Source organism: Streptomyces sp. NPDC059477, from assembly GCF_042749375.1.
Lineage (GTDB): Bacteria > Actinomycetota > Actinomycetes > Streptomycetales > Streptomycetaceae > Streptomyces.
Window position 1 is genome coordinate 123,696 of record NZ_JBHYUG010000011.1, and the last position, 23,474, is coordinate 147,169.

Sequence of the window (23,474 nt, forward strand, 5' to 3'; positions counted from 1 at the left end):
ATCCCATCGGGACTGCGGGGTCCGACTCCGACTCGGCTCGATGGGCGGAACCGGGCTTCGACGGGACCGAAGGCAGTGGGGGCGCGGTCGAGGTGTCCGGTCCGAGGCGCGGGAGCGCGCGGCACCGAGGCCGAGCGCCGCGCCGGGGCGTACGTCGGTGGCGCTGAGCGCCTCCTGTCCGGCGCGGGTCCCGGACCGCCGGCCCGGGATGCGCGGACCTGGTTCGCCCGGGCTCGGGTCACCGGCCCAGGGTCACCGGCCTCGGGTGTGTCCCGGCCCGCCTTTTCCGGCCTGGGATCGACGTGGAGAGCGACGTAGGCTCGGCCTTGTGCGCGGACCAGCGGACCAGGAGACAGATGCGCGGAGCACGGGCATGCCGGAGGGTGGACGGCCGAGAGACGCCTCATCGGTGGTCTTCTCTGACCGTCTCCGACCCTTCCCGGCCTCCTCTGACCACGTCTGACCGTTTTTAGGCGCTTACGGGGTGTGACTCGGGCCACGCAGATTGGGCGTAACGCTCGCCGTAGCCACGCGATGACCTAAGAGGTGACAGCCGCGGAGGGAATACGGACGCCGTTCATGGCGCTGTGCATCTCCCCGGCCCCCGCCCGCGCCGTCGGCCCATCCCCAAGCCGGCGGTCGGCTCCAGTCCGCTGTGGACGGGGCCGGAAGCCGTTTTCCAACGTTCCGAGAGGTTGTTCGTGTCGGCCAGCACATCCCGTACGCTCCCGCCGGAGATCGCCGAATCCGTCTCTGTCATGGCGCTCATTGAGCGGGGAAAGGCTGAGGGGCAGATCGCCGGCGATGACGTGCGTCGGGCCTTCGAAGCTGACCAGATTCCGGCCACTCAGTGGAAGAACGTACTGCGCAGCCTCAACCAGATCCTCGAGGAAGAGGGTGTGACGCTGATGGTCAGTGCCGCAGAGCCCAAGCGCACCCGCAAGAGCGTCGCAGCGAAGAGTCCGGCCAAGCGCACCGCCACCAAGACGGTCGCGGCCAAGACCGTGACCACCCGGAAGGCGACCGCCACCACGGCCGCCACTCCGGCAGCGCCGGCCGACCCCGCCGTCGATCCCGCCGAGGACGCGGCGCCGTCGGCCAGGAAGGCCGCTGCGAAGAAGACGACGACCGCCAAGAAGGTGGCCGCGAAGAAGGCGACGGCCACCAAGAAGACGGCGGCCAAGAAGACGACCGGCAAGAAGGACGACGCCGAGCAGATCGAGGACGAGGTCCTTGAGGAGGCGAAGGGCACCGGCGCGGAGGAGCCCGAGGGCACCGAGAGCGCGGGTTTCGTGCTCTCCGACGACGACGAGGACGACGCGCCCGCCCAGCAGGTCGCCGCCGCCGGTGCCACCGCCGACCCGGTCAAGGACTACCTCAAGCAGATCGGCAAGGTCCCCCTGCTCAACGCCGAGCAGGAGGTCGAACTGGCCAAGCGCATCGAGGCGGGCCTGTTCGCCGAGGACAAGCTGTCCAACGCCGACAAGCTGGCGCCCAAGCTCAAGCGCGAGCTGGAGATCATCGCCGAGGACGGCCGCCGCGCCAAGAACCACCTCCTGGAGGCCAACCTCCGTCTGGTGGTCTCCCTGGCCAAGCGCTACACCGGCCGCGGCATGCTCTTCCTGGACCTGATCCAGGAGGGCAACCTCGGGCTCATCCGCGCGGTGGAGAAGTTCGACTACACCAAGGGCTACAAGTTCTCGACGTACGCCACCTGGTGGATCCGTCAGGCGATCACCCGCGCGATGGCCGACCAGGCCCGCACCATCCGTATCCCGGTGCACATGGTCGAGGTCATCAACAAGCTCGCGCGCGTGCAGCGCCAGATGCTCCAGGACCTGGGCCGCGAGCCCACCCCGGAGGAGCTGGCCAAGGAACTCGACATGACCCCGGAGAAGGTCATCGAGGTCCAGAAGTACGGCCGCGAGCCCATCTCGCTGCACACCCCGCTCGGTGAGGACGGCGACAGCGAGTTCGGTGACCTGATCGAGGACTCCGAGGCGGTCGTCCCGGCCGACGCGGTCAGCTTCACGCTCCTCCAGGAGCAGTTGCACTCGGTCCTCGACACCCTCTCCGAGCGTGAGGCGGGCGTGGTCTCCATGCGCTTCGGTCTCACCGACGGTCAGCCGAAGACCCTCGACGAGATCGGCAAGGTGTACGGCGTCACCCGCGAGCGCATCCGCCAGATCGAGTCCAAGACCATGTCCAAGCTCCGCCACCCGTCCCGCTCTCAGGTGCTGCGCGACTACCTCGACTAGGTCCCGGGGCATACCGCGGGCGCGGTCCAGGCATCGGCCGGGTCGCGCCGCGCACCGGCCACTATGTCGGCCGCCGCCGGCATAGCGCCGTACGACACGGAAGGCCCGGTTTTCCCCCTGAGGGAACCGGGCCTTCGTGCTGCCCACGCTCACGGCTCACGCGCGCGTGCGCCCCGGCGGGCCGTGAATCACTCTGGGTGTTCCATCCTGTCCCGAGAGTGAGGTAACCGTATGCGTCGTCCTGTTGCCCGGGCGCTGGCCCGGCCGCTGGTGCTGGTGGCCGCCGCGACCGCGATACCGCTGGTCTCCGCCGCCCCCGTGTCCGCCGACAGTGTGGTGATCGGCGGGTTTCCCGTCGAGGTGGCGGACAGCCCCTGGACGGTGGCGGTGTCCAGCCGTGACCGGTTCGGGGGTACGCGCTCGGGGCAGTTCTGCGGCGGTGTCGCCGTCGGTCCCACCACTGTGCTCACCGCCGCCCACTGCATGGACGAGGAGGTGCTGGGGGCGCCACCCGGCCAGGTGGTCGACCTGAAGGTCATCGCGGGCCGTACGGACCTGCGCTCGGCCCAGGGGCAGGAGATCGCCGTCCGTGAGACCTGGGTGAACCCGGCGTACGACGCCGTCAGCAACGCCGGTGACTTCGCTGTGCTGACCCTGGCCGAGCCGCTGGCGCAGAACGCGGCCGTGGGCATGGCGGGCCCGGGGGACGCCGCGTACACGCCGGGTACGGCCGCCACGGTGTACGGCTGGGGGGATGTCACCGGCGCCGGGGACTATGCCACGTCACTGCGGGCCGCGCGGGTGCAGGTGATGGCCGACGCCGAGTGCGAGGACGCCTATCCGGGGGGCGGTGACGGGGCGTACCGCGCGGACAGCATGCTGTGCGCGGGCGAGGAACTGGGCGGGCGGGACGCCTGCCAGGGGGACAGCGGTGGCCCTCTGGTGGCCCAGGGGAGGCTGGTCGGCCTGGTGTCCTGGGGCAGCGGCTGCGGGAGGGCGGGGAACCCGGGCGTGTACACCCGTGTCTCCGACATCGTCCAGCGGCTCGGCTGGGGCACACGGGGCGCGGGAAAGGGCTCCGGAGGCGCCTGACGGCCTCCTGGCCGGGTTATACGGCCATGAGTACGTCGATCGGACGTACGTCCTTCGTCCTTGCGGGCGGGGCGTACGTGCGCGAGGTCCGGTCGGTGGGGGTATCCGCCACGGCCGACCGGTCGGACCTCGGCGGATGACATGTGTGGTGCGTCCAGGACTACGGGCGACCGCCCTCCTGTGAGAGTCGGTCGCCCGAGGGCCGGCTGACGCTGGCCAAGGCTCGTCGTGGACGCTAGATCGTCAGCGCTCCTCTTCGGTGGCGCTGGCGGGAACGGACGTAAGCCGCTCCGTCTCGTCCTGTATCTCAGCGGCGATCTTCTTGAGTTCCGGCTCGAACTTGCGGCCGTGGTGGCCGCAGAAGAGCAAGTCTCCGCCGCTCAGCAGGACGACGCGCAGGTATGCCTGGGCGCCGCAGCGGTCGCAGCGATCGGCGGCCGTCAGCGGGCTCGCGGGGGTCAGAACAGTAGTCACGTCGCCTCTTCTCTAGCTCGACGAGCTGTCGTACCAGGGTCAACATCCAACCAGCCCGAAAACGTTCCCGCTCGTGGCTTCTCTGCGAAAAAATCTTCCGGGGCGGCCGTTTGCTGCCGGTTTGGCGGCGAATGTGCCGTATTGCGTGGTGCTCGTGTCGTACGGTTTCGCGCTGTCGGTCAGTGGTCGGTCCTCCCGGCGGGTTGCCGGTTTGTTCATGAGGACGTGCCCGGAGCCTAAATGGTTCATGCCTCGAAGGGAACGTGATATGTACTTCACTCCATCGAGGGATCGAACACGTATGCGACTCTGGACTAGTCTGGGATCAGACGAGGGTGGCGTTACAACGGCTCTATCTGGCCTCGGTACCCTCTGAGCGGCAACAGAAGCCGCGCCCATACCCACTTGGGCATCACTTGAAATTCAGCGAGGAGCGAACCGCGTGACCGCCGAGACGTCCGTGCCGTCCACTGCGCTGCTGGCAGGAGCAGACCGGGACGGTTCCAACTACACCGCGCGGCACCTGCTCGTCCTCGAAGGGCTTGAGGCCGTACGCAAGCGCCCTGGCATGTACATCGGCTCCACCGACAGCCGTGGCCTGATGCACTGCCTGTGGGAGATCATCGACAACTCGGTGGACGAGGCCCTCGGTGGCTACTGCGACCACATCGATGTGATCCTGCACGACGACGGCTCCGTGGAGGTCCGCGACAACGGGCGGGGCATCCCGGTCGACGTGGAGCCCAAGACCGGCCTCTCGGGTATCGAGGTCGTGATGACCAAGCTGCACGCGGGCGGCAAGTTCGGCGGCGGCTCCTATGCGGCCTCCGGCGGTCTGCACGGCGTCGGCGCCTCGGTCGTGAACGCGCTGTCCGCGCGGCTGGACGTCGAGGTCGACCGCAACGGCCACACCCACGCCGTCAGCTTCCGGCGCGGTGTCCCCGGCGTCTTCGCCGCCATGGGGCCGGACGCCAAGTTCGAGGCCAAGGGCGGCCTGCGCAAGACCAAGAAGGTTCCCAAGGCACGCACGGGCGCGCGCGTGCGCTACTGGGCGGACCGCCAGATCTTCCTCAAGGACGCCAGGCTCTCCCTGGACGACCTGCACCAGCGCGCGCGGCAGACGGCCTTCCTGGTGCCCGGCCTGACCATCGTCGTACGGGACGAGTTCGGCCTCGGCGCGGGCGGCAGCAAGGGTGAAGAGTCGTTCCGCTTCGACGGCGGCATCAGCGAGTTCTGCGAGTACCTGGCCACCGACAAGGCGGTGTGCGACGTACTGCGCCTCACCGGCCAGGGCACCTTCAAGGAGACCGTTCCGGTCCTGGACGAGCACGGGCAGATGACGCCCACCCAGGTCCTTCGCGAGCTGGACGTGGATGTCGCTCTGCGCTGGGGCACGGGCTACGACACCACCCTGAAGTCCTTCGTGAACATCATCGCCACCCCCAAGGGCGGCACCCATGTCGCGGGCTTCGAGTCGGCCGTCACCAGCACCATGAACGAGGTGCTGCGGGCCAAGAAGCTGCTGCGGGTCGCCGAGGACGACATCGTCAAGGACGACGCCCTGGAGGGCCTGACCGCCGTCGTCACCGTCCGTCTGGCCGAGCCCCAGTTCGAGGGGCAGACCAAGGAGGTCCTCGGTACCTCGGCGGCCCGGCGGATCGTGAACACCGTGATCGCCAAGGAACTCAAGGCGTTCCTGACGTCCGCCAAGCGGGACGCCGCGGCGCAGGCCCGGGTGGTGCTGGAGAAGGCGGTGGCTGCCGCGCGCACGCGTATCGCCGCCCGCCAGCACAAGGACGCGCAGCGCCGCAAGACGGCCCTTGAGTCGTCCTCCCTGCCTGCCAAGCTCGCCGACTGCCGCAGCGACGACGTGGACCGCAGCGAGCTGTTCATCGTCGAGGGAGATTCCGCGCTCGGCACGGCCAAGCTCGCCCGGAACTCCGAGTTCCAGGCGCTGCTGCCGATCCGCGGCAAGATCCTCAACGTTCAGAAGTCGTCCGTGACCGACATGCTCAAGAACGCCGAGTGCGGCGCGATCATTCAGGTCATAGGAGCCGGATCCGGACGTACGTTCGATATCGACGCGGCGCGGTACGGCAAGATCATCATGATGACCGACGCCGATGTGGACGGCTCTCACATCCGGACGCTGCTGCTGACGCTGTTCCACCGGTACATGCGGCCCATGGTGGAGGCCGGCCGGGTGTTCGCCGCGGTGCCGCCGCTGCACCGGGTGGAGCTGACCCAGCCCAAGAAGGGCCAGGACAAGTACGTCTATACGTACTCCGACCGTGAGCTGCGCGAGAAGCTCATGGAGTTCCAGAGCAAGGGCGTCCGGTACAAGGACTCCATCCAGCGCTACAAGGGTCTGGGCGAGATGGATGCCGACCAGCTGGCCGAGACCACGATGGATCCGCGCCACCGCACCCTGCGCCGGATCAACCTCTCCGATCTGGAGGGGGCCGAGGGTGTCTTCGACCTGCTGATGGGCAATGACGTGGCCCCGCGGAAGGAATTCATCTCCAGCTCGGCGGCGACGTTGGATCGGTCGCGGATCGACGCGTAGGCGCTGGCCGCTGGCCGCTGGCCGCTGGGGCTTGGCTCGGGGCTGGGCTGGCTGAGCTGGGCTTCGGGCGGTTTCCTTTGCTCGGTGCTCGGTGCTCGGTGCTCGGTGCTCGGTGCTCGGTGCTCGGTGCTCGGTGCCTAGGCCGGGGGCCGGGCGTCGTGTCGGGTTCTGGTTGCGGAGGGCCTTGACTTGGCGGGGCCCATGGTGGGTGGTCTGTGCCGACGGGGGCGGCTGGGCCTCGGGCCCGGCGTAGGTCGGACCGGGTTGTCGGCCAGCGCTCCGGCGTAGGCCGGACCTGGGCTGCCGTCCTGGCCTCCATGGACTTACACACCCAAGTGTTCGGTGGGGCGGTGGCCTTGGCAGCTCAGTGCCGCCCTCCGCTTCTCCACCCGTGGGTGGAGGGTGGGGGACCGCCGGGTTCCACCCATGATCCACCCGGGCTCCGATCTCCCGGACCGCGGATTTCCGTAGCGTCGAAGGCGTCGGCGGTGCTCGCCGTCGGCATCGACTTTCCGCTCACGGAGGCACGCGATGACCGGGCTCGTGGATGTAGTGGTGATCGTGGCCGTTGCCGTTCTGGTGATCACGCGGCAGACGCGGCCACAGCGGATCGACCACGCCCGGCGGTGGTGGCTGGTGCCCGCCGTCCTGGTGTTCTTCTCCCTGAGGGATCCCGGAGTCATAGATGCCCGGCACCACACCGAGGCGGTGGTGCTGCTGGCGGCCGAGCTGCTCGTCGGGGTGGCGATCGGTGTCGGCTGGGCGTGGACCACCCGCATATGGGCGGATCCGGACGGCTCGGTGTGGGGCAAGAGCACGAAGGCAAGCCTGGGTGTCTGGATCGCCGGCATCGCGGTGCGCCTGGGACTCTTCGGACTGGGGGCCGCCCTCGGCGTGCACCAGGGCACGCCCGCGCTGCTCCTCGCTCTCGCGGCCACGCTGCTGGTCCGTGCCGGGATCCTCAAGTTCCGGGCCCAGTCCCTGACCTCGGCATACGGCGGCGGCTCGGCGTACGGTGACGACGTGCCCCGCGCCGCGAGGAAGGAGCGCGCGTGACGGACGACGTCTGGACACGCTGGCCCACTCGGGAAGCGCTCTCGCGAGAGGGCGTCTCCCGACCGCGGCGGATGCTGGCCTGGGCCGTGCGGCTGTTGGTCGCGGGAGTGCTGCTGTGGGGCGTCTTCGACAACCGGCCGGTGCAGGGCTGGGCCGCGGTCGGGGTCGTGGGCGGCATCCTTCTGACGGGTGCCATGGCCTGGGCGTTCTTCCGGACCACTCACCGGCACCAGCTATGGCCGGCGATGGGCGTCGCCGCTGTCCTGCTGGCGCTGGCGTTCGTGGCTCAGGCCGAGGAGTTCCGGCTGGCGGCCGTGGTGATGTGCTGCGGTATCGCGATCTCGGCCCTGGAGCGGCTGCCTCTCGTGGCGGCGGTACCGGTGTCCGTGGTCTCCCTGTCGGTGTTCGCCGTGGTCGATGACGACGCCTGGTTCACGACGGCCGTCACGATCGCGGGCATGTCGCTGGCCGGGTATGTGCTGCGGCTGGACGCCGAGGCCCGTGCCAGTGCCCAACGGCTCCTCGCGCAGGAGCGGGCGGCGCGGGCCGCGGAGGCCGAGTCGGCGGCGCTCGCGGAGCGGAGCAGGATCGCCCGGGAGATCCATGACGTGCTGGCCCACAGCCTCTCGGCGCAGCTGGTGCATCTGGAGGCGGCACGGCTGCTGATCGAGGGCGGGGCGGACCGGGGAAAAATCCTCGACCGGGTCGTGGCGGCGCGGAGAATGGCTCGTGAGGGCCTCGCCGAGACGAGACAGGCGCTCTCCGCGCTGCGGGGTGAGCTGACCCCGCTGGAGGAGTTCCTGACCGTGCTCGTCGGTATGGACGAGGGCACCGAGGTCACCGTTACGGGTGAGCGCAGACCGCTGGGGGCCGAAGCGTCCCAGGCCGTGCGCCGGGTCGCGCAGGAGGCGCTGACGAACGTGCGCAAGCACGCGTCGGGGGCGAAGGTGCGGATGTCCCTGGACTACGGCGAGCGGGAGGTGACGCTCCAGGTGCGGGACTCGGGCGGTTCGCCGGGTGAGCTGTCCGACTCCGGGGCCGGATACGGTCTGCTGGGTATGCGGGAGCGGGCAGAACTGCTGGGTGGTTCGCTGCGGGCGGGGCCGGAAGGGGAGGGGTTCGCGGTGACACTGAAGGTTCCGGGATGAACAAGGGAGGGCCGCCCCTCGCGCGAGTGGTCGTGGCGGACGACCAGACCGTGGTGCGGGAGGGCATCGTGATGCTGCTGGGCCTGCTGCCCGGCATCGAGGTCGTGGGAGCGGCGGCGGACGGGGACGAGGCGGTGCGGCTGGTCGCCGAACTGGACCCGGACGTGGTGCTGATGGACCTGCGGATGCCCCGCTGCGACGGCGTGGAGGCGACTCGGCGGATCCGGGCGGAGTATCCGCGGACGCAGATCGTGGTGCTGACGACGTTCGACGACGACGAGTCGCTCTTCCCGGCGCTCATGGCGGGGGCCCGCGGCTATCTCACCAAGGACGCGGGCGGCGACGAGATCGTCCGGGCCGTGGAGAACGTGATGTCGGGGGACGCGGGACTCTCGCCCGCCATCCAGCGTCGGCTGCTGGAGTGGTTGTCCGAGCCGCGGCCCGAGGCCGCGGTGCCGGATTCGAGCGAGTCGCCGGACGGACTCACCGCGCGGGAGACCGAGGTGCTGGTGCTGATCGCCGACGGTCTGAGCAACCACGACATCGCCCGGCGGCTGACTGTCTCCGTCGCCACGGTGAAGACACACATCAACAACCTCTTCGCCAAGACGGGGATGAGGGACCGGGCACAGGCGGTGCGTTACGCCTACCGGAAGGGGCTGGTGCGGCCACCGAGGGGGTGAATCACCTGAAGGGGTGAAGAGTGCGGGGAAGAAGGGCGGGGGATCTTCCCGTTCTGTCCATCCTTGGCCATGCATTCAAGCAAGGACCGTCCCCTCGTGGGCGGGGATGGTCACGGAAGCCCGGAGCAGAGCCACCAGGACGCGGAACCTACGTTCACCGAGGCGTCCAGGACGGCCGGATACAACGATCCGTGGTACGACGCGCTTGCCTCGGGTTGGGGCGAGGCGGAGACCGGCATGCCGGCGGCGCCGTCCGTTCCGGCGGCGCGGCGGGACGGCGGGGACGGGGCGGCGGGAGCCGCCGAGGTGTATCTGGAGGTCCAGCGCAGCGAGGCTTTCCGTGAGGTACGCAGCAGGTACCGAAGGTTCGTGGTGCCGGCGGTGATCGGATTTCTCGCCTGGTATGTGGCGTACGTGGTGATGGCTACGGCGGCGCCGGGGCTGATGGCGCGGCCGGTGGTGGGGGCCGTGAACGTGGCGATGGTGGCCGGGCTGGGTCAGTTCCTGACGACTTTCCTGCTCACCTGGGCGTATGCCCGCCATGCACGGCTGCGCCGGGACCGTGCCGCGCTCGAACTGCGCTGGGACACACAGGAGCTGACGAGAAGTGTCCGGGGCGGTGTGCTGTGACGGACGACCATCAGACGCTCGCCCTGGTCCTGTTCAGCGTCTTCGTGGCGGTGACGCTGGGGATCACGACGTGGGTGAGCCGTAACCGGCGGGGTTCGGCGGAGGAGTTCTATGCGGGCGGGCGGCTGTTCTCACCCATGGAGAATGGTTTTGCCATCGCGGGCGACTACATGTCCGCCGCGTCCTTCCTCGGCATCTCCGGTCTGATCGCGCTGTTCGGCTACGACGGGCTGCTGTACTCGGTGGGCTTCCTGGTGGCGTGGCTGCTGGTGCTGTTCCTGGTCGCCGAACTGGTGCGGAACTGCGGGAGGTTCACGCTCGCCGACGTGGTGGCCGCGCGGATGCGGGAGCGGCCGGTGCGGATCGCGGCGGGAACTTCCTCGGTCACGGTGTCCGTTCTCTATCTGGTGGCGCAGATGGTGGGTGCGGGCAGCCTGGTCGCGCTGCTGCTGGGCGGGACCGGCGAGGCGGCGCGGTCCTGGACGGTCGTCGCCGTGGGCGCGCTGATGGTGATCTATGTGTCGTGGGGAGGGATGCGGGCCACTACGTGGATTCAGATCGTGAAAGCGGTTCTGCTCATAGGCGGGGCCATCGCCATGACGGTGCTCGTCCTGGTGCGCTTCCACGGGGACTTCGACCAGTTGCTGCGCACCGCGGCGGAGCGCAGCGGACACGGTGACGCCTTTCTGGCGCCGGGACTGAAGTACGGCGGGGACTGGATCGCGCGGTTCGACTTCATCAGCCTCGGGCTCGCGCTGGTGCTGGGCACGGCCGGGCTGCCGCACATCCTGTCCCGGTTCTACACGGTGCCCACCGCGCGGGCGGCCCGGCGGTCGGTGGTGTGGTCGATCGGGCTGATCGGCGGCTTCTATCTGATGACGATCGTCCTCGGCTTCGGGGCGGCGGCCATCGTGGGGTCCGGCGAGGTGCGCGACTCCAACGCGGCAGGGAACACGGCGGTTCCGCTGCTGGCACTCGATCTGGGCGGCGGTGCGGGCTCCACGGGAGGAACGGTTCTCTTCGCGGTCGTCGCCGCCATCGCCTTCGCCACGATCCTCGCGGTCGTCGCCGGTATCACCCTGGCGTCGTCGGCGTCCGTGGCCCACGACCTGTACGCGTCGCTGCGGCGCGGACGGGCCGAGCCGCGCAGCGAGGTGGCCGTGGCCCGGGTGGCGGCGGTCGGTATCGGGATTGTCGCGATCGGGCTCGGGCTGCTCGCCCGTGACCTCAACGTGGCCTTCCTCGTGGGGCTCGCTTTCGCCGTGGCGGCGTCGGCGAATCTGCCGGTGCTGATGTACTCGCTGTTCTGGCCGGGCTTCACCACCCGCGGGGCGGTCTGGTCGGTGTACGGCGGGCTGGTCCCGGCCATGGTGCTCGTGCTGCTGTCGCCGGTGGTGTCGGGTGGCCCCGCCTCGCTGTTCCCCGGCGTCGACTTCCAGTACTTCCCGCTGGAGAACCCCGGTCTGGTCTCCATCCCGCTGGGCTTTCTCGCGGGCTGGCTCGGCACGGTCACCTCTCGCGAGGAGCCGGACGCGGCCAAGCACGCGGAGACCGAGGTGCGCTCGCTGACGGGAGCGGGAGCGGCGTAGCGACGGACGGCACCCTCACCTTCGTAGGCGATGAACGTTGTGTCTGTCGCCGTACGGCCCGGGGTGTGGGAGGGAGGGCTTGGTCGAGGGGGGCCTGTGAGGGTCAGCCGCGGGTCGCCCACGCGTAGCGGTGTTCGGGGCGGCCCGCGTCGCCGTATCTGAGGGTCAGGGTGGCGCGTCCGGTGCGTTCCAGGAGCTTCAGATAGCGCTGGGCGGTCTGGCGGCTGACGCCGGTGCGTTCGGCGATCTCCTGGGCGGAGAGGGGGCCTTCGGCGGCGAGGAGGCACTGGCGGACCAGTTCGGCGGTGGTGGGGGAGTGGCCTTTGGGGAGGTCGGGTTCCGAGGTCGCGGAGAGGGCGCCGAAGATGCGGTCGACCTGGGCCTGTTCGGCCTCGCCGCCGCCATCGAGGGTGCGGCGCAGCTCCGCGTACGCCTCCAGCTTGGCGCGCAGGCCCGCGAAGGCGAACGGCTTGACCAGGTACTGGAGCGCGCCGTGCCGCATCGCCTCCTGGACCGTGGACACGTCCCGTGCCGCCGTCACCATGATCACGTCGGTCCGGTGGCCGCGGCGGCGCATCTCGCGCACCACCGCGAGCCCGGTGTCGTCGGGGAGGTAGTGGTCCAGGAGGACCAGATCGAGCCGTGGGTGGGCCTCCATCTGGTGCAGGGCCTCGGCCGCGCTGTGGGCCTCGCCGACCACCTGGAAGCCGGGCACCTTCCCGACGTACGCGGCATTGACCCGCGCGACCCTGATGTCGTCGTCCACGACCAGGACCTCGATCATCGCGACTCCTTCTCGGCGGCCACCGGCACGGCGGTCTGGGTGGCGACCGGTACGGCGGTCGTCCGGGCGGTGGTCGGCACGGGGGTGCGGGCGGTGCCCGGCGTGGTGGTGAGGGTCTGCTCGGGCTCGTCCAGGGCCTCGGGCAGAACGACCGTGAACTCCGTGCCGCCGCCGTCCGCCTCGGTGACGCTCGCGGTGCCGCCCTGCCGCTCGGCCAGCCGGCGGACCATGGACAGACCGATGCCGCGTTCACGGTGGGCGGGCGGCTGCTTGGTCGACCAGCCCTCCTGGAAGATCAACTCCCGGTGCTCCGCGGGAATTCCCGGACCCGAGTCGCGGACCGTGAGGACGACGGTGCGGCCCTCGGTGACCAATTCGACCTCCACGCGCGCGTGCGGTGTGCCCGCGGTGGCGTCCAGGGCGTTGTCCACCAGGTTGCCGACGACGGTCACCAGGCCCCTCGGGTCGATCAGCCGGTCCGGGAGCGCGGTGCGGTCCGAGATGCCGAGGGCGACGCCGCGTTCGGCGGCGACCGTGGCCTTGCCGACCAGCAGCGCCGACAGCAGGGGGTCCCGTACCTTCTCGGCCACCTGCTCCGAGGTGGCCCGGTGCCCGCCGACCACCTCGCCGATGAACTCCATGGCGTCGTCGTACATCTCCAGTTCGAGCAGCCCGAGCATGGTGTGCATACGGTTGGCGTGCTCATGGTCCTGGGCGCGCAGGGCGTCGATCAGGCCGCGCGTGGAGTCGAGTTCCCGGCCGAGCTGCTCCAGTTCGGTCCGGTCGCGCAGGGTGGTGACCGCGCCGCCGTCGTCCGTGGGCATGCGGTTGGTGACCAGGACCCGCTGGCCACGGACGGTGAGCAGATCGGTTCCGGTCACCCGGCCCGCAAGGACGTCGGCGGTGCGGCCCGTGCCGAGTGCGTCGTCCGGGGTGCGGCCGACGGCCTCGTCGCCGATGCCGAGCAACCGCTGCGCCTCGTCGTTCAGGAGCCGGATACGGCCCGAGCGGTCCAGGGCGATCACGCCCTCACGGATGCCGTGCAGCATCGCCTCGCGTTCCGCCAGCAGTCCCGAGATGTCCGAGAACGCCAGGTCACGGGTCTGCCGCTGGACCCGGCGGGAGATCAGCCAGGCGGCCAGCGCACCGACTGCCAGAGCGCCGCCCGCGTACGCGAGGAGCCCCGGGATCGCGTGGATCAGCCGCGCCCGCACGCTGTCGTAGGCGATCCCGACCGACACCGCGCCCACGATCGTGCCGTTCTCGTCCCTCAGCGGCACCTTGCCGCGCGCGGAGCGGCCCAGGGTGCCCTCGTCGATCTCCATGACCTCCTGGCCCGCCAGCGCCTCGCTGGGGTCCGTCGACACGACGTGGCCGATCTCCGCCGGGTCGGTGTGCGACCAGCGCACGCCTCGCCGGTCCATCACCACGACGTACTCCGCCTTGGTCGCCTTCCGGATCCGCTCCGCCTCCTGCTGCACGGGGCCGTCGGCCGTCGGGGGCGTGCTCAGGACCTCGTCGGCGAGCTGTGGCTGGGTGGCGGTGGTCTGGGCGATCGCCAGGGCGCGGCGCATCGCCTGGTCGTCCAGCTGGTCACTGAGCGGCGCGAGGAACAGTCCGGTCGCGAGCACCGCGACCCCCGCGGCGATCGCCACCTGCATCAGCAGCACCTGCGAGAACACCCGGCGCGGGAGTCCCAGGCGCATGCGACGGGCGGGGGGAGTGGGGCTCATGGCCATGACGGTACGTCGCGATTTGGGCGAAGGCGTAGGGCGTGGGCCACGTCTGTGAGGTGGAGGTGGGGCGGCAGGGGGCGGAGGGGGTGGATATGGGTGTCCGGGGGTGGGGTGCGTTGTGGGTGGGGCTTGTGGGGTGGCGGTGTGTGGTGCTGCTTGGTCGGGGGAGTGGGCGACACGCGGAAAGAGGGTGGAACGGGGGGCCCGCGCGGGCGTGGCCCGGCTACGGCGTACTGCGCGGGGTCCGTGTCTTGGGGATCCCGCGCGTGGAGTCCTCGTACGGCAGTCCCCGTCGCGCGGGACACCGGCTGGGCGGCATCGTGCTGCTAGGGCGACGACCTTGCCGGACACGGGACACCGGACCCAGGCGGCCCTTGGACCCCGGGCCCGGGACACCGCACAAGGCGCCCCAGGCGCCCTGAGGGCCCCGGTGGAGGTCACCCCGCCAGTGTCGCCGCCGCCAGTTCCCGTACCGACACCACATCCATGCGGGCCGGTGCGCCCAGGGCCGACGTGCCGCAGCTTTCCTCGCGGGGTGGGAGGGACGCGCCCTGGGCGACGACGACGCGCCAGAGGCGGCCGTCCTGGTGGGCGACGGTGACGTCCCAGCGGGGCGCGGTGCCGGTGGTGGCGACGATGCTCAGCGCGTCTGCCGTGTACTCGCGCGCGGCGGTCCGTACGGCCAGTTCGGCGGCCTGGCCGGGCCGTTCCCAGGCCGAGCAGCCCCGGCAGCCCTCCACGACCACACGGCCCTCCTGGGCGCCCTGGAGGACCTCCTTGATCGTGTGGGCCTCCGCGCGGCCGTAGGCGTAGCCGTACGGCAGGATCAGCACGGTCGGCGAGAAGCGGTGGCCACCCAGATGGGTGACCTCCCAGACGCCCGGCACGCCGGAGACGGTCAGTTCGGTGGCGAGCGGGCGGCCGAGCAGGGCGCAGCAGCGGTCGCGCTTGCCGTTGGTGCAGACGAGGGCGAGCGGGTCCCCCTCGTGCGGCTGTCCCCGGAGCGCGGTGTCGAAGGTGCGGTGGTCGCCCCGGCCGAGCGCGGCGAAGTCGAGGTCGAGGTCGAGGAGCCGGCGCGGGTCGGTGGTGGTGGCGCTGCGCAGCCATACGCCGCCCGGCACTGTGTGGGCGGCGTACACCTGGCGTTCCGTGGCGGTGCCACAGTCGGCGTGGCGACCGGGGCGCCGGATGAGCGCGACGCGTACGCCCGTGCCCTCGGCGGCGGCCTCCAGCGCGCGTCCCACGGCGGGGTCCAGGTGGCTGGCGGTGAGCGCGCGGGCGCCCCAGGGGCCCGGTTGCTCCAGCAGCAGCCACGTTCTCGCCGTGGCCGCGGTGCCGGAGACGGGCTCGTCGAGGTCCCGGGAGACGGTCGCGCACGCACTCACAGAGGTGAGCCTAACCTGACTTTGTCAAAGGCGACTTCCGGCCGAGTCGCGGCTACTCGGGCAGCGGCTGGGGTGGTCGAGGGCCTACGTACTGGCCTTCTGGTCGCATCCGCAAAGGGCGCTCGGTGTACTCCTCCAGGGCGTGCGCGATCCAGCCCGCGGTGCGTGCGACGGCGAAGACGGTCTCGCCCGCGTTGGCGGGCATGCCGCAGGACACCGTCAGTGCCGCGAGGGCCAGGTCGACGTTGGCGTGCAGCGCGGTGTGGCGCGCGGTGGTGTCCACGATGTCGCGGGCGGCGGCGAGTGCGGGCCCGGCGTGGGGGAGTTCCGCGAGGCGTGCGAAGAGGGCATGCGCGCGGGGGTCCTCGCCCGAGTAGAGCCGGTGGCCGAGGCCCGGGATACGGCGACCCGCCCGCAACTCGCCAGCGATCACGGGGCCCGCGTCCCCCTGTTCGAGCACCTGCTCGATCAGCCGGTGGGCGAGCCCGCTCGCCGCGCCGTGCAAGGGGCCTTCCAGTACGCCCAGGCCCGCCGATACGGCCGCGTAGGCGTGCGCGCGGGCCGAGGCGGCGACCCGCACCGCGAGGGTCGAGGCGGCGAGGTCGTGATCGACCAGCAGGCCGAGCGCGGTGTCCAGGACGTCCAGCGACGCCTCGTCGGCCTCGCGCGGGGTCAGCCTGCCCCATAGGCGGTGGGCGAGGGGGCCGTCCTCCTTGGGTGCGTACAACACCGGCGGCAGGGCGCCCACCAGGGTCGGGATGAGGGTCCGCGCGGCGCCGAGGACGGCCTCCTCCGACAGATCGAAGCGCAGCGGGTCCGCCGTCGCGGCGGCGACGGCGGCGACCCGGAGCCGGTCGGTCGGGTCCGTGTGCTCGGGCAAAGCGCTGACCGCGCGGCGGGCGATCTCGACCGAGGGGTCGGGTGCGGTGAACGTGATCCCGGCGTTCAGCCGCCCGGTCCACAGCCACTCGGCGATCTCCTCGTAGGAGTGGCGCGCGGCCAGCTCTACCGCGTCGACGCCCCGGAAGTAGTACTGGTCCTTCTCGATCAGGGTGATCCGGGTCCGCACCGACAACTCGCCGCCCGACGCCGGACTTCCCGCGCTCTCCCGTCTGTTGCGCCGTGCCAGCGCTTCGACCTCCCTCGCGTCGAAGGTGCTGCCCCGGCCGCCCGGGACCCGGCGGCTGCCGAGCTGGCCGCGGCTGACGTACGCGTAGACGGTCTCGGGCTTCACACCGAGCAGTTCGGCGGCCTCTTTGGTGCTCAGGCGCCGTTCGGGGTGGCTGGAGCCGGGTGCTTGATCGGGCATGGGCGTCACCGTAGCCGCAGCGGGTGAATATTGATTCAATCAATATTGACAGAGATTGAGTCAATCATGGACAGTCGAATCAAGTTAAGGGAGGTCATCATGTCCGTCAACAGGTCCACCGTCACCCTTGTCGAGGCGCCCAGGGGACTCGCCGGTGTCGTCGTCGCCGACACCGAGATCGGGGACGTACGAGGGCGCGAAGGCTTCTACCACTACCGCCAGTACTCGGCCGTCGACCTCGCGCGCACCCGCAGCTTCGAGGACGTCTGGCATCTCCTCGTCCACGGCGAACTGCCGGACACCGCGCGGAGCGCCGCCTTCGCCGCCGAGACGGCAGCCCTGCGGCGGCTGCCGGACGAAGTGGCCGCCGCGCTCCCCGCCATCGCCGCGGTCGGCCGGGATTCCGGCCCGCTCGCCGGAATGCGCACCGCGTTGTCCCTGCTGGGCGCGGCGCGGGGGTTCCGTCCGGTGTACGACATCGACGCGGAGCGGCGCCGCGCGGACACCGTCGTGGCGGCGGCTGCCGTACCCACGCTGCTGGCGGCGCTGTACCGACTGGGCCGGGGACTCGATCCCGTCGAGCCACGTGAGGATCTGTCGTACGCGGCCAACTACCTGTACATGGTGACCGGGAGGGTGCCGGACGGGCGACGGGCGCGGGCGGTCGAGCAATACTTGATCTCAACCATTGACCACGGATTCAATGCGTCAACCTTCACCGCCCGGGTCATCGCCTCCACCGGCGCCGATGTCGCCGCGTGTCTCGTCGGAGCCGTGGGTGCCCTCTCCGGCCCGCTGCACGGCGGAGCACCAAGCCGCGCCCTGGACACGCTCGACGCCATCGGTACACCCGACCGCATCGATCCCTGGATCCGCGAACGGGTCCTCGCCGGGGAACGCATCATGGGGTTCGGGCACGCCGTCTACCGCACGGAGGACCCACGGTCCCGGATGCTCCGGGAGGTCGCGCGGAGCTTCGGCGGGCCGCGGGTGGAGTTCGCCGTCGAGGTGGAGCGGCGGGTCGAGGCGATCCTGGCGGAGCTGAAGCCGGGGCGTGAGCTGCACACCAATGTGGAGTTCTACGCGGGCGTGGTGATGGAACTCTGCGGGCTGCCCAGGGAGATGTTCACCCCGACCTTCGCTGCCGCGCGGGTGGTCGGCTGGAGCGCCAACATCCTGGAGCAGGCGCGGGACTCGAAGATCATCCGACCGGTGGCGCGGTATGTGGGGCCGGAGGCGCCGGTTGCGGTGCCGGTCCCGCCGGGGGTGTGACGCGGAGAGCGGGCCGGTGGAGGTGTGGCGCCGGAGATGTGACGCCGTGGGCGTGGCGGTGGAGGGGTGGCGTTGTGGGCGTGACGGTGGGAATGTGACGGCCGAGAAAGACGCGACCATCGAGACGGCCGAGGATTGTTGAGGTCGGGTTCCCGAGCTGCAAGGATGCCCACGCGCACCGCGCGGCAGCGTGGGAGGGCGTGCTTTTGTCCCTTGATACGGGCCTTGAGAACAGGAAATCACCAGTGAGTCAGATCATCCGCCGCCTGGGCGTGTCTCCGCGCCTGAGGGGCAGCACCAACGGGGCCACCTGCCCCGACATCTTCGAACTGGCAGACGGAAACTTCGCCGTCATCGGTACAGATGTCACTGACTCACTGGACTCACAACTACCGGCGGACGCCGGCCGTGCGGACTACGAGCGCATCGTCGTGATCACCAGGGAGACCCTGGTGAAGGCGAAGGCGGACATCCCCGACGCCTGAGACCGCTCGCCGCACCACAAGGCGTCGGCCCAGCAGGAATCCCGCCCCCCCTCGGCAGGAATCCCACCCTTGCGTGGCCCGGCGCCTTTCCCCTGCCACGTCCGCGCGGCTGCTACCCCTCCTCGCCCGGCGGCATCCCCACCACCCACCACTCCTCGTCCGCGTCGTCCAGTGCCCGCAGCAAGTCGTCGACGATCTGCCCGAGTTCGGCCTCGTCGGTGTCGGTGATGCTCGCGCGCTGCTGCCGGCCCGCCTTCCAGTACTCGCGGACGACCGGGTTCTGAAGCATGCCTCTGACGTGCTGGAAGAACTCCTCCTTGGACAGGTTGCCGATGCGGTAGTAGAAGAGCAGATTCGTGTACAGGGCGTTGGCGAACAGATACTGACGGCGCTGCTTCGGGGAGAGGGACACGTCGTAGTGGTCGAGGACCTCGGCCAGTTCGGGGTCGTCGATCGCCTTGCTCAGCAGTTCCCAGTGCTGATGCTGCTGCCGCGCCAGATTGGCGTGCGAGGGAGTCGGAGCCTGCTCCTCCAGATGTTCCAGCCGGGCGTGCAGTGATTCCAGTGTGCGGCGCTGGGCGGCCAGCGCGATCAGGACGCCGGTCGTGAGACCGGCCGCGGCGACCACGCCCAGCGCGCGTGCCCCGAAACTCCGTATTGCCATGTCAACCCCCGATTCAGGCGGCCGTCCGCCGGTCGTCGGATGCGGGTCGACGATAAGGGACCGGCGAGCGGAGGGCGGCGCTGCCGTCTCCCAGGGTGCCGAGCGGCTCCGGTCGGCGGGGAGGCGGAGAAAAGGCGCACAGAAGGAAGCGAGGGTCGCACGAACCGGCACCTTGACAGACGTCTGCCCTCTGCATGGCGCTAACAATCGTTCACATCGGCGGGTTTCGGGCTGCTCGTATCCTGGGGCGACATTCCATCCAGCGTGGCGGGCACGGCCGTGAGCCGGTGCGCCACAGGCGTGAGAGAGGTCGCACGGTGCGCCACAGTCCGAGTCCGCGGCAGATCCCGGTCGTCGTCCTCGCCGGTTTCCTGGGCTCCGGGAAGACGACGCTGCTCAACCATCTGCTCCACCACAGCGGCGGCAGCCGGATCGGCGCGATCGTCAACGACTTCGGGTCGATCGAGATCGACGCCATGGCCGTCGCCGGCGCGCTCGGCGACTCCACCGTCTCGCTCGGCAACGGCTGTCTGTGCTGCGCGGTCGACGCCGGCGAACTCGACCTCTACCTGGAGCGACTCGCCGACCCGTCCGCCGGTATCGACGTCATCGTCATCGAGGCCAGCGGGCTCGCCGAGCCGCAGGAACTCGTACGGATGGTGCTCGCGAGCGAACATCCGGACGTCGTGTACGGCGGGCTGGTCGAGGTCGTCGACGCCGCCGAGTTCGACGCCACGCGCGCCAGGCATCCCGAGATCGACCGGCATCTCGCCCTCGCCGACCTCGTCGTCGTCAACAAACTCGACCGGGTCTCCGACGCCGATCGCGTCCTGGCCCTCGTCCGCACGCTCACCGACCGCGCGGCCGTCGTCCCCGCGCGCCACGGCAGTGTCGACCCCGAGTTCCTCTTCGACTGCCGACCGAGCGAGGAGCGGATCGGACAACTGTCGTTCGATGACCTGTACGAGCATGGTGGTCGCGGCACCGAGGCCGGCCGTGCGGATGACGACTCGCCCGGTGGCCCTCGCGCCGAAGCCGGCCAGGACGACGGCGACCCGCCCGGCGGCCATGGTCACGAAACCGGCCACGACGAGAGCGACCCGCACACGACCCACTCGCACGCCACCCACCTGCACGCCGCCTACGACACCCTCTCCTTCGCCTCCGACACGCCCATGGACCCACGGCGGCTGATGGCCTTCCTCGACAGCCGCCCCGAGGGGCTCTACCGGATCAAGGGGTACGTCGGTTTCGGCCCGCACGATCCGCGCAACCGTTACGCCGTGCACGCCGTCGGGCCCTTCCTGCGCTTCTACCCGGAGCCGTGGCCCGCGCGCGAGCCCCGTCGCACCCAGCTCGTCCTCATCGGCTCCGGCATCGACCCCGCCGCGCTCGGCAAGGAGCTGGAGGCGTCCACGAGCGACGCCCCGCACGCCGACGAACACGGCATGTGGGGCGTCCTGCGCTACGTGCGCGACCCGGCGGAGGACGGGGCCGAGGCGGAGTAGCCGTCCGAGGGGACCGGTCCCGGCGGGGCAGGTGCGCGGCCGGGCAACCGTCGGGTCGGGCCGGGCAAGAACCGGCCTTCACCGGATCTGCCGCGCCGGGGAATATCCCTGCGCTCAGATGTCCGCCACGCCCAAATATGTCCGCCGGGCGCGCAAGCATCCGCCCGGCCAGGAAGAACCCGCCGCGCCCGACGGAGTTGGCCTCCGCCAGTTCCGCCAGTTCCGCCGGGCGGGCAGGGAATCATCCCCGCTGGTTCCACCAGCCCGGATGCCCAGCCCGCCCCCGCCGACCGCGCCTACACCGGCCCCGCCACCACCGCCACCGTCTTGGCCAGCGACACGCCCGAGCCGTCGCGGCGCGGGTCCATCTCCGGGAGTTCCGCCGGGGTGCCGTTCTTCTGGGCCGCCCGCGCGGGGGTCGCGCCCGCCCAGGCCAGTGAGAGACAGTCCTCGCCCTTGAGGAACCGCTGGCAGCGCACGCCGCCCGTGGCACGGCCCTTGCGCGGGTACTGGTCGAACGGGGTCAGCTTGGCCGTCGTCTGGACCGAGTCGTCGAGCGTGCCGCGCGAGCCCGCGACCGTGAAGACCACCGCCTCGGCGGCCGGGTCGACGGCCGTGAAGGAGATGACCTTCGCGCCGTCCACCAGCTTGATGCCCGCCATGCCGCCCGCCGGTCTGCCCTGCGGACGCACCTGGGACGCCTGGTAGCGCAGCAACTGGGCGTCGTCGGTGATGAAGACCAGGTCCTCCTCGCCCGTACGCAGCTCGACCGCGCCCACGATCCGGTCGCCGTCCTTGAGCGCGATGACCTCCAGCTCGTCCTTGTTGGTCGGATAGTCGGGCACCACGCGCTTGACGATGCCCTGCTCGGTGCCGAGCGCCAGGCCCGGCGAGGACTCGTCGAGCGTGATCAGGCAGATCAGCGTCTCGCCGTCCTCCAGGGACACGAACTCCGTCAGCGCGGCGCCGCCCGCGAGGTTCGGCGACGACATCGTGTCCGGCAGCTGCGGCAGGTCGACCACATTGATCCGCAGCAGGCGGCCCGTCGAGGTGACCGCGCCGATCTCGCCCCGCGCGGTGGCCGGTACGGCCGACACGATCACGTCGTGCTTGGCGCGTCTGGCGTCCTCGTCCGTCTCGAACGGCTCGCCGTTGGCCGTACGGGCCAGCAGTCCCGTCGAGGACAGCAGCACCCGGCACGGGTCGTCCGCGACCTGGAGCGGCACCGTGGCGGCGGTAGCCCCGGACGCCTCCAGCAGGACCGTACGCCGCTCGGTGCCGAACTTCTTCGCGACCGCGGCCAGTTCGGCGGAGACCAGCTTGCGCAGCTCGGCGTCGGACTCCAGGATCCGGGTCAGCTCCGCGATCTCCGCGTTGAGCCGTTCCTGCTCCGACTCCAGCTCGATCCGGTCGAACCTGGTCAGCCGGCGCAGCGGCGTGTCGAGGATGTACTGCGTCTGTACCTCGCTCAGCGAGAAGCGCTCCATGAGGCGCTCCTTGGCCTGCGCGGAGTTGTCGCTGGAGCGGATCAGGCGGATCACCTCGTCGATGTCCACCAGGGCGACCAGCAGGCCCTCGACCAGATGCAGCCGGTCGCGCCGCTTGGTGCGGCGGAACTCCGAGCGCCGCCGCACCACGTCGAAGCGGTGGTCGAGATAGACCTCCAGCAGTTCCTTCAGGCCCAGCGTGAGCGGCTGGCCGTCGACCAGCGCGACGTTGTTGATGCCGAAGGACTCCTCCATGGGCGTCAGCTTGTACAGCTGCTCCAGGACCGCCTCGGGCACGAAGCCGTTCTTGATCTCGATGACCAGGCGCAGGCCGTGCGCACGGTCCGTGAGGTCCTTGACGTCGGCGATGCCCTGGAGCTTCTTCGAGCCCACCAGGTCCTTGATCTTGGCGATCACCTTCTCCGGGCCGACGCTGAAGGGCAGCTCGGTGACGATCAGGCCCTTGCGGCGGGCGGTCACCGCCTCCACCGCGACCGTCGCCCGGATCTTGAACGTGCCCCGGCCGGTCTCGTACGCGTCACGGATGCCGGACAGGCCGACGATCCGGCCGCCCGTCGGCAGATCGGGGCCCGGGACGTGCCTCATGAGCGTGTCCAGATCCGCGCTGGGGTGCCGGATCAGATGGCGGGCCGCGGCGATGACCTCGGACAGATTGTGCGGCGGCATGTTCGTGGCCATGCCGACCGCGATCCCGGACGCGCCGTTGACCAGCAGGTTCGGGAAGGCCGCCGGGAGGGCGACCGGCTCCTGCTCCTGGCCGTCGTAGTTGGGCGCGAAGTCGACCGTGTCCTCGTCGATGGACTCGGTCATCAGGCTGCTCGCGGCGGCCATCCGGCACTCGGTGTAGCGCATGGCGGCCGGCGGGTCGTCGTTGCCCAGCGAGCCGAAGTTGCCGTGTCCGTCGACCAGCGGCACGCGCATGGAGAACGGCTGCGCCATCCGCACCAGCGCGTCGTAGATCGACGAGTCGCCGTGCGGGTGGAGCTTGCCCATGACCTCGCCGACGACCCGCGCGCACTTGACGTAGCCGCGCTCGGGGCGCAACCCCATCTCGTTCATCTGGTAGACGATGCGGCGGTGGACCGGCTTGAGTCCGTCGCGGGCGTCGGGCAGGGCACGGGAGTAGATGACCGAGTAGGCGTACTCCAGGAAGGAGCCCCGCATCTCGTCGACGACGTCGATGTCGAGGATGCGCTCCTCGTACGAGTCGTCCGGCGGTGGGGTCTTCGTACTGCGGCGGGCCATCGCTGCCTGGCTCCTCTTTTCTGGTCGCTCGCCTGCGGGGCGCCGAAGCCGGTGTCGGCAGGACGGACGGGCAGGCCCTGCC

Annotated in this window: 18 protein-coding genes; 11 read left to right on the top strand and 7 right to left on the bottom strand. The window is 70.6% G+C overall.

Annotation, left to right across the window (positions count from 1 at the left end; all coding sequences use genetic code 11):
- The first annotated feature begins 701 nt into the window (after positions 1–701).
- Both ACFXAZ_RS08585 and ACFXAZ_RS08590 read left to right on the top strand, forming a co-directional pair.
- Entirely contained in the window at positions 702–2,258 is a 1,557-nt protein-coding gene (locus tag ACFXAZ_RS08585) for an RNA polymerase sigma factor (RefSeq protein ID WP_384586697.1), read from the top strand.
- A 231-nt stretch (positions 2,259–2,489) separates the two neighbouring features.
- Positions 2,490–3,350: a S1 family peptidase gene (locus tag ACFXAZ_RS08590; RefSeq protein ID WP_384586699.1), complete on the top strand. Its 861-nt coding sequence runs from the start codon at positions 2,490–2,492 to the stop codon at positions 3,348–3,350.
- A 243-nt stretch (positions 3,351–3,593) separates the two neighbouring features.
- On the opposite strand, the gene ACFXAZ_RS08595 is transcribed toward ACFXAZ_RS08590, so the two are convergent.
- Positions 3,594–3,824, bottom strand: a complete 231-nt coding sequence (locus tag ACFXAZ_RS08595; protein WP_382692458.1) for a hypothetical protein — start codon at positions 3,822–3,824, stop codon at positions 3,594–3,596.
- Positions 3,825–4,266: 442 nt separating this feature from the next.
- Between ACFXAZ_RS08595 and ACFXAZ_RS08600 the strand changes: the two genes are divergently transcribed.
- The 6 genes from ACFXAZ_RS08600 to ACFXAZ_RS08625 all read left to right on the top strand — a co-directional run bounded on the left by ACFXAZ_RS08600 (position 4,267) and on the right by ACFXAZ_RS08625 (position 11,496).
- Positions 4,267–6,390: a type IIA DNA topoisomerase subunit B gene (locus ACFXAZ_RS08600; RefSeq protein ID WP_384586701.1), complete on the top strand. Its 2,124-nt coding sequence runs from the start codon at positions 4,267–4,269 to the stop codon at positions 6,388–6,390.
- Positions 6,391–6,921: 531 nt separating this feature from the next.
- Positions 6,922–7,446, top strand: a complete 525-nt coding sequence (locus ACFXAZ_RS08605; protein ID WP_384586703.1) for a DUF1453 domain-containing protein — start codon at positions 6,922–6,924, stop codon at positions 7,444–7,446.
- Complete coding sequence (locus tag ACFXAZ_RS08610) at positions 7,443–8,594, top strand: sensor histidine kinase (RefSeq protein WP_384586705.1); 1,152 nt, start codon at positions 7,443–7,445, stop codon at positions 8,592–8,594. The genes ACFXAZ_RS08605 and ACFXAZ_RS08610 overlap by 4 nt, the downstream gene beginning before the upstream one ends.
- Positions 8,591–9,277, top strand: coding sequence for a response regulator (locus ACFXAZ_RS08615; RefSeq protein WP_384586707.1), 687 nt, complete (start codon positions 8,591–8,593; stop codon positions 9,275–9,277). Before ACFXAZ_RS08610 ends, ACFXAZ_RS08615 begins: the two co-directional genes overlap by 4 nt.
- Before the next feature lie 69 nt (positions 9,278–9,346).
- Complete coding sequence (locus ACFXAZ_RS08620; RefSeq protein ID WP_384586709.1) at positions 9,347–9,907, top strand: DUF485 domain-containing protein; 561 nt, start codon at positions 9,347–9,349, stop codon at positions 9,905–9,907.
- Positions 9,904–11,496, top strand: coding sequence for a cation acetate symporter (locus tag ACFXAZ_RS08625; protein ID WP_384586711.1), 1,593 nt, complete (start codon positions 9,904–9,906; stop codon positions 11,494–11,496). The genes ACFXAZ_RS08620 and ACFXAZ_RS08625 overlap by 4 nt, the downstream gene beginning before the upstream one ends.
- Positions 11,497–11,599: 103 nt before the next feature.
- Here ACFXAZ_RS08625 and ACFXAZ_RS08630 read toward each other — a convergent pair whose 3' ends face one another.
- From ACFXAZ_RS08630 to ACFXAZ_RS08645, 4 genes are all read right to left on the bottom strand, one after another.
- A complete protein-coding gene (locus ACFXAZ_RS08630; RefSeq protein ID WP_384586713.1) occupies positions 11,600–12,280 on the bottom strand; it encodes a response regulator in 681 nt (226 codons plus the stop codon).
- Positions 12,277–14,013 (bottom strand): ATP-binding protein, encoded by a 1,737-nt coding sequence (locus tag ACFXAZ_RS08635; protein WP_384586715.1) that lies wholly within the window; start codon positions 14,011–14,013, stop codon positions 12,277–12,279. The genes ACFXAZ_RS08630 and ACFXAZ_RS08635 overlap by 4 nt, the downstream gene beginning before the upstream one ends.
- 440 nt (positions 14,014–14,453) lie before the next feature.
- Positions 14,454–15,401 (bottom strand): sucrase ferredoxin, encoded by a 948-nt coding sequence (locus ACFXAZ_RS08640; protein WP_384586717.1) that lies wholly within the window; start codon positions 15,399–15,401, stop codon positions 14,454–14,456.
- Between the two features lie 52 nt (positions 15,402–15,453).
- Positions 15,454–16,710 (bottom strand): citrate synthase family protein, encoded by a 1,257-nt coding sequence (locus tag ACFXAZ_RS08645; protein ID WP_384586719.1) that lies wholly within the window; start codon positions 16,708–16,710, stop codon positions 15,454–15,456.
- Positions 16,711–16,809: 99 nt separating this feature from the next.
- On the opposite strand from ACFXAZ_RS08645, the gene ACFXAZ_RS08650 reads away from it, so the two are divergent.
- On the top strand, positions 16,810–17,982 hold the full coding sequence (locus ACFXAZ_RS08650; RefSeq protein ID WP_384586721.1) for a citrate synthase/methylcitrate synthase: 1,173 nt from the start codon (positions 16,810–16,812) through the stop codon (positions 17,980–17,982).
- A 245-nt stretch (positions 17,983–18,227) separates the two neighbouring features.
- A complete protein-coding gene (locus ACFXAZ_RS08655; RefSeq protein WP_382692470.1) occupies positions 18,228–18,467 on the top strand; it encodes a hypothetical protein in 240 nt (79 codons plus the stop codon).
- 112 nt (positions 18,468–18,579) lie between these two features.
- On the opposite strand, the gene ACFXAZ_RS08660 is transcribed toward ACFXAZ_RS08655, so the two are convergent.
- Positions 18,580–19,131, bottom strand: coding sequence for a DUF6082 family protein (locus ACFXAZ_RS08660; RefSeq protein WP_384586724.1), 552 nt, complete (start codon positions 19,129–19,131; stop codon positions 18,580–18,582).
- 317 nt (positions 19,132–19,448) lie between these two features.
- Here ACFXAZ_RS08660 and ACFXAZ_RS08665 point away from each other — a divergent pair, with 317 nt between their 5' ends.
- Positions 19,449–20,639, top strand: a complete 1,191-nt coding sequence (locus ACFXAZ_RS08665) for a CobW family GTP-binding protein (RefSeq protein WP_384586726.1) — start codon at positions 19,449–19,451, stop codon at positions 20,637–20,639.
- Positions 20,640–20,935: 296 nt separating this feature from the next.
- Here the strand turns inward: ACFXAZ_RS08665 and ACFXAZ_RS08670 are convergent, their stop codons facing one another.
- Positions 20,936–23,392 carry a DNA topoisomerase (ATP-hydrolyzing) subunit A gene (locus ACFXAZ_RS08670; RefSeq protein WP_384586728.1) on the bottom strand — a complete coding sequence of 819 codons (2,457 nt, stop codon included), beginning with the start codon at positions 23,390–23,392 and terminating at the stop codon, positions 20,936–20,938.
- Positions 23,393–23,474: the final 82 nt, after the last annotated feature.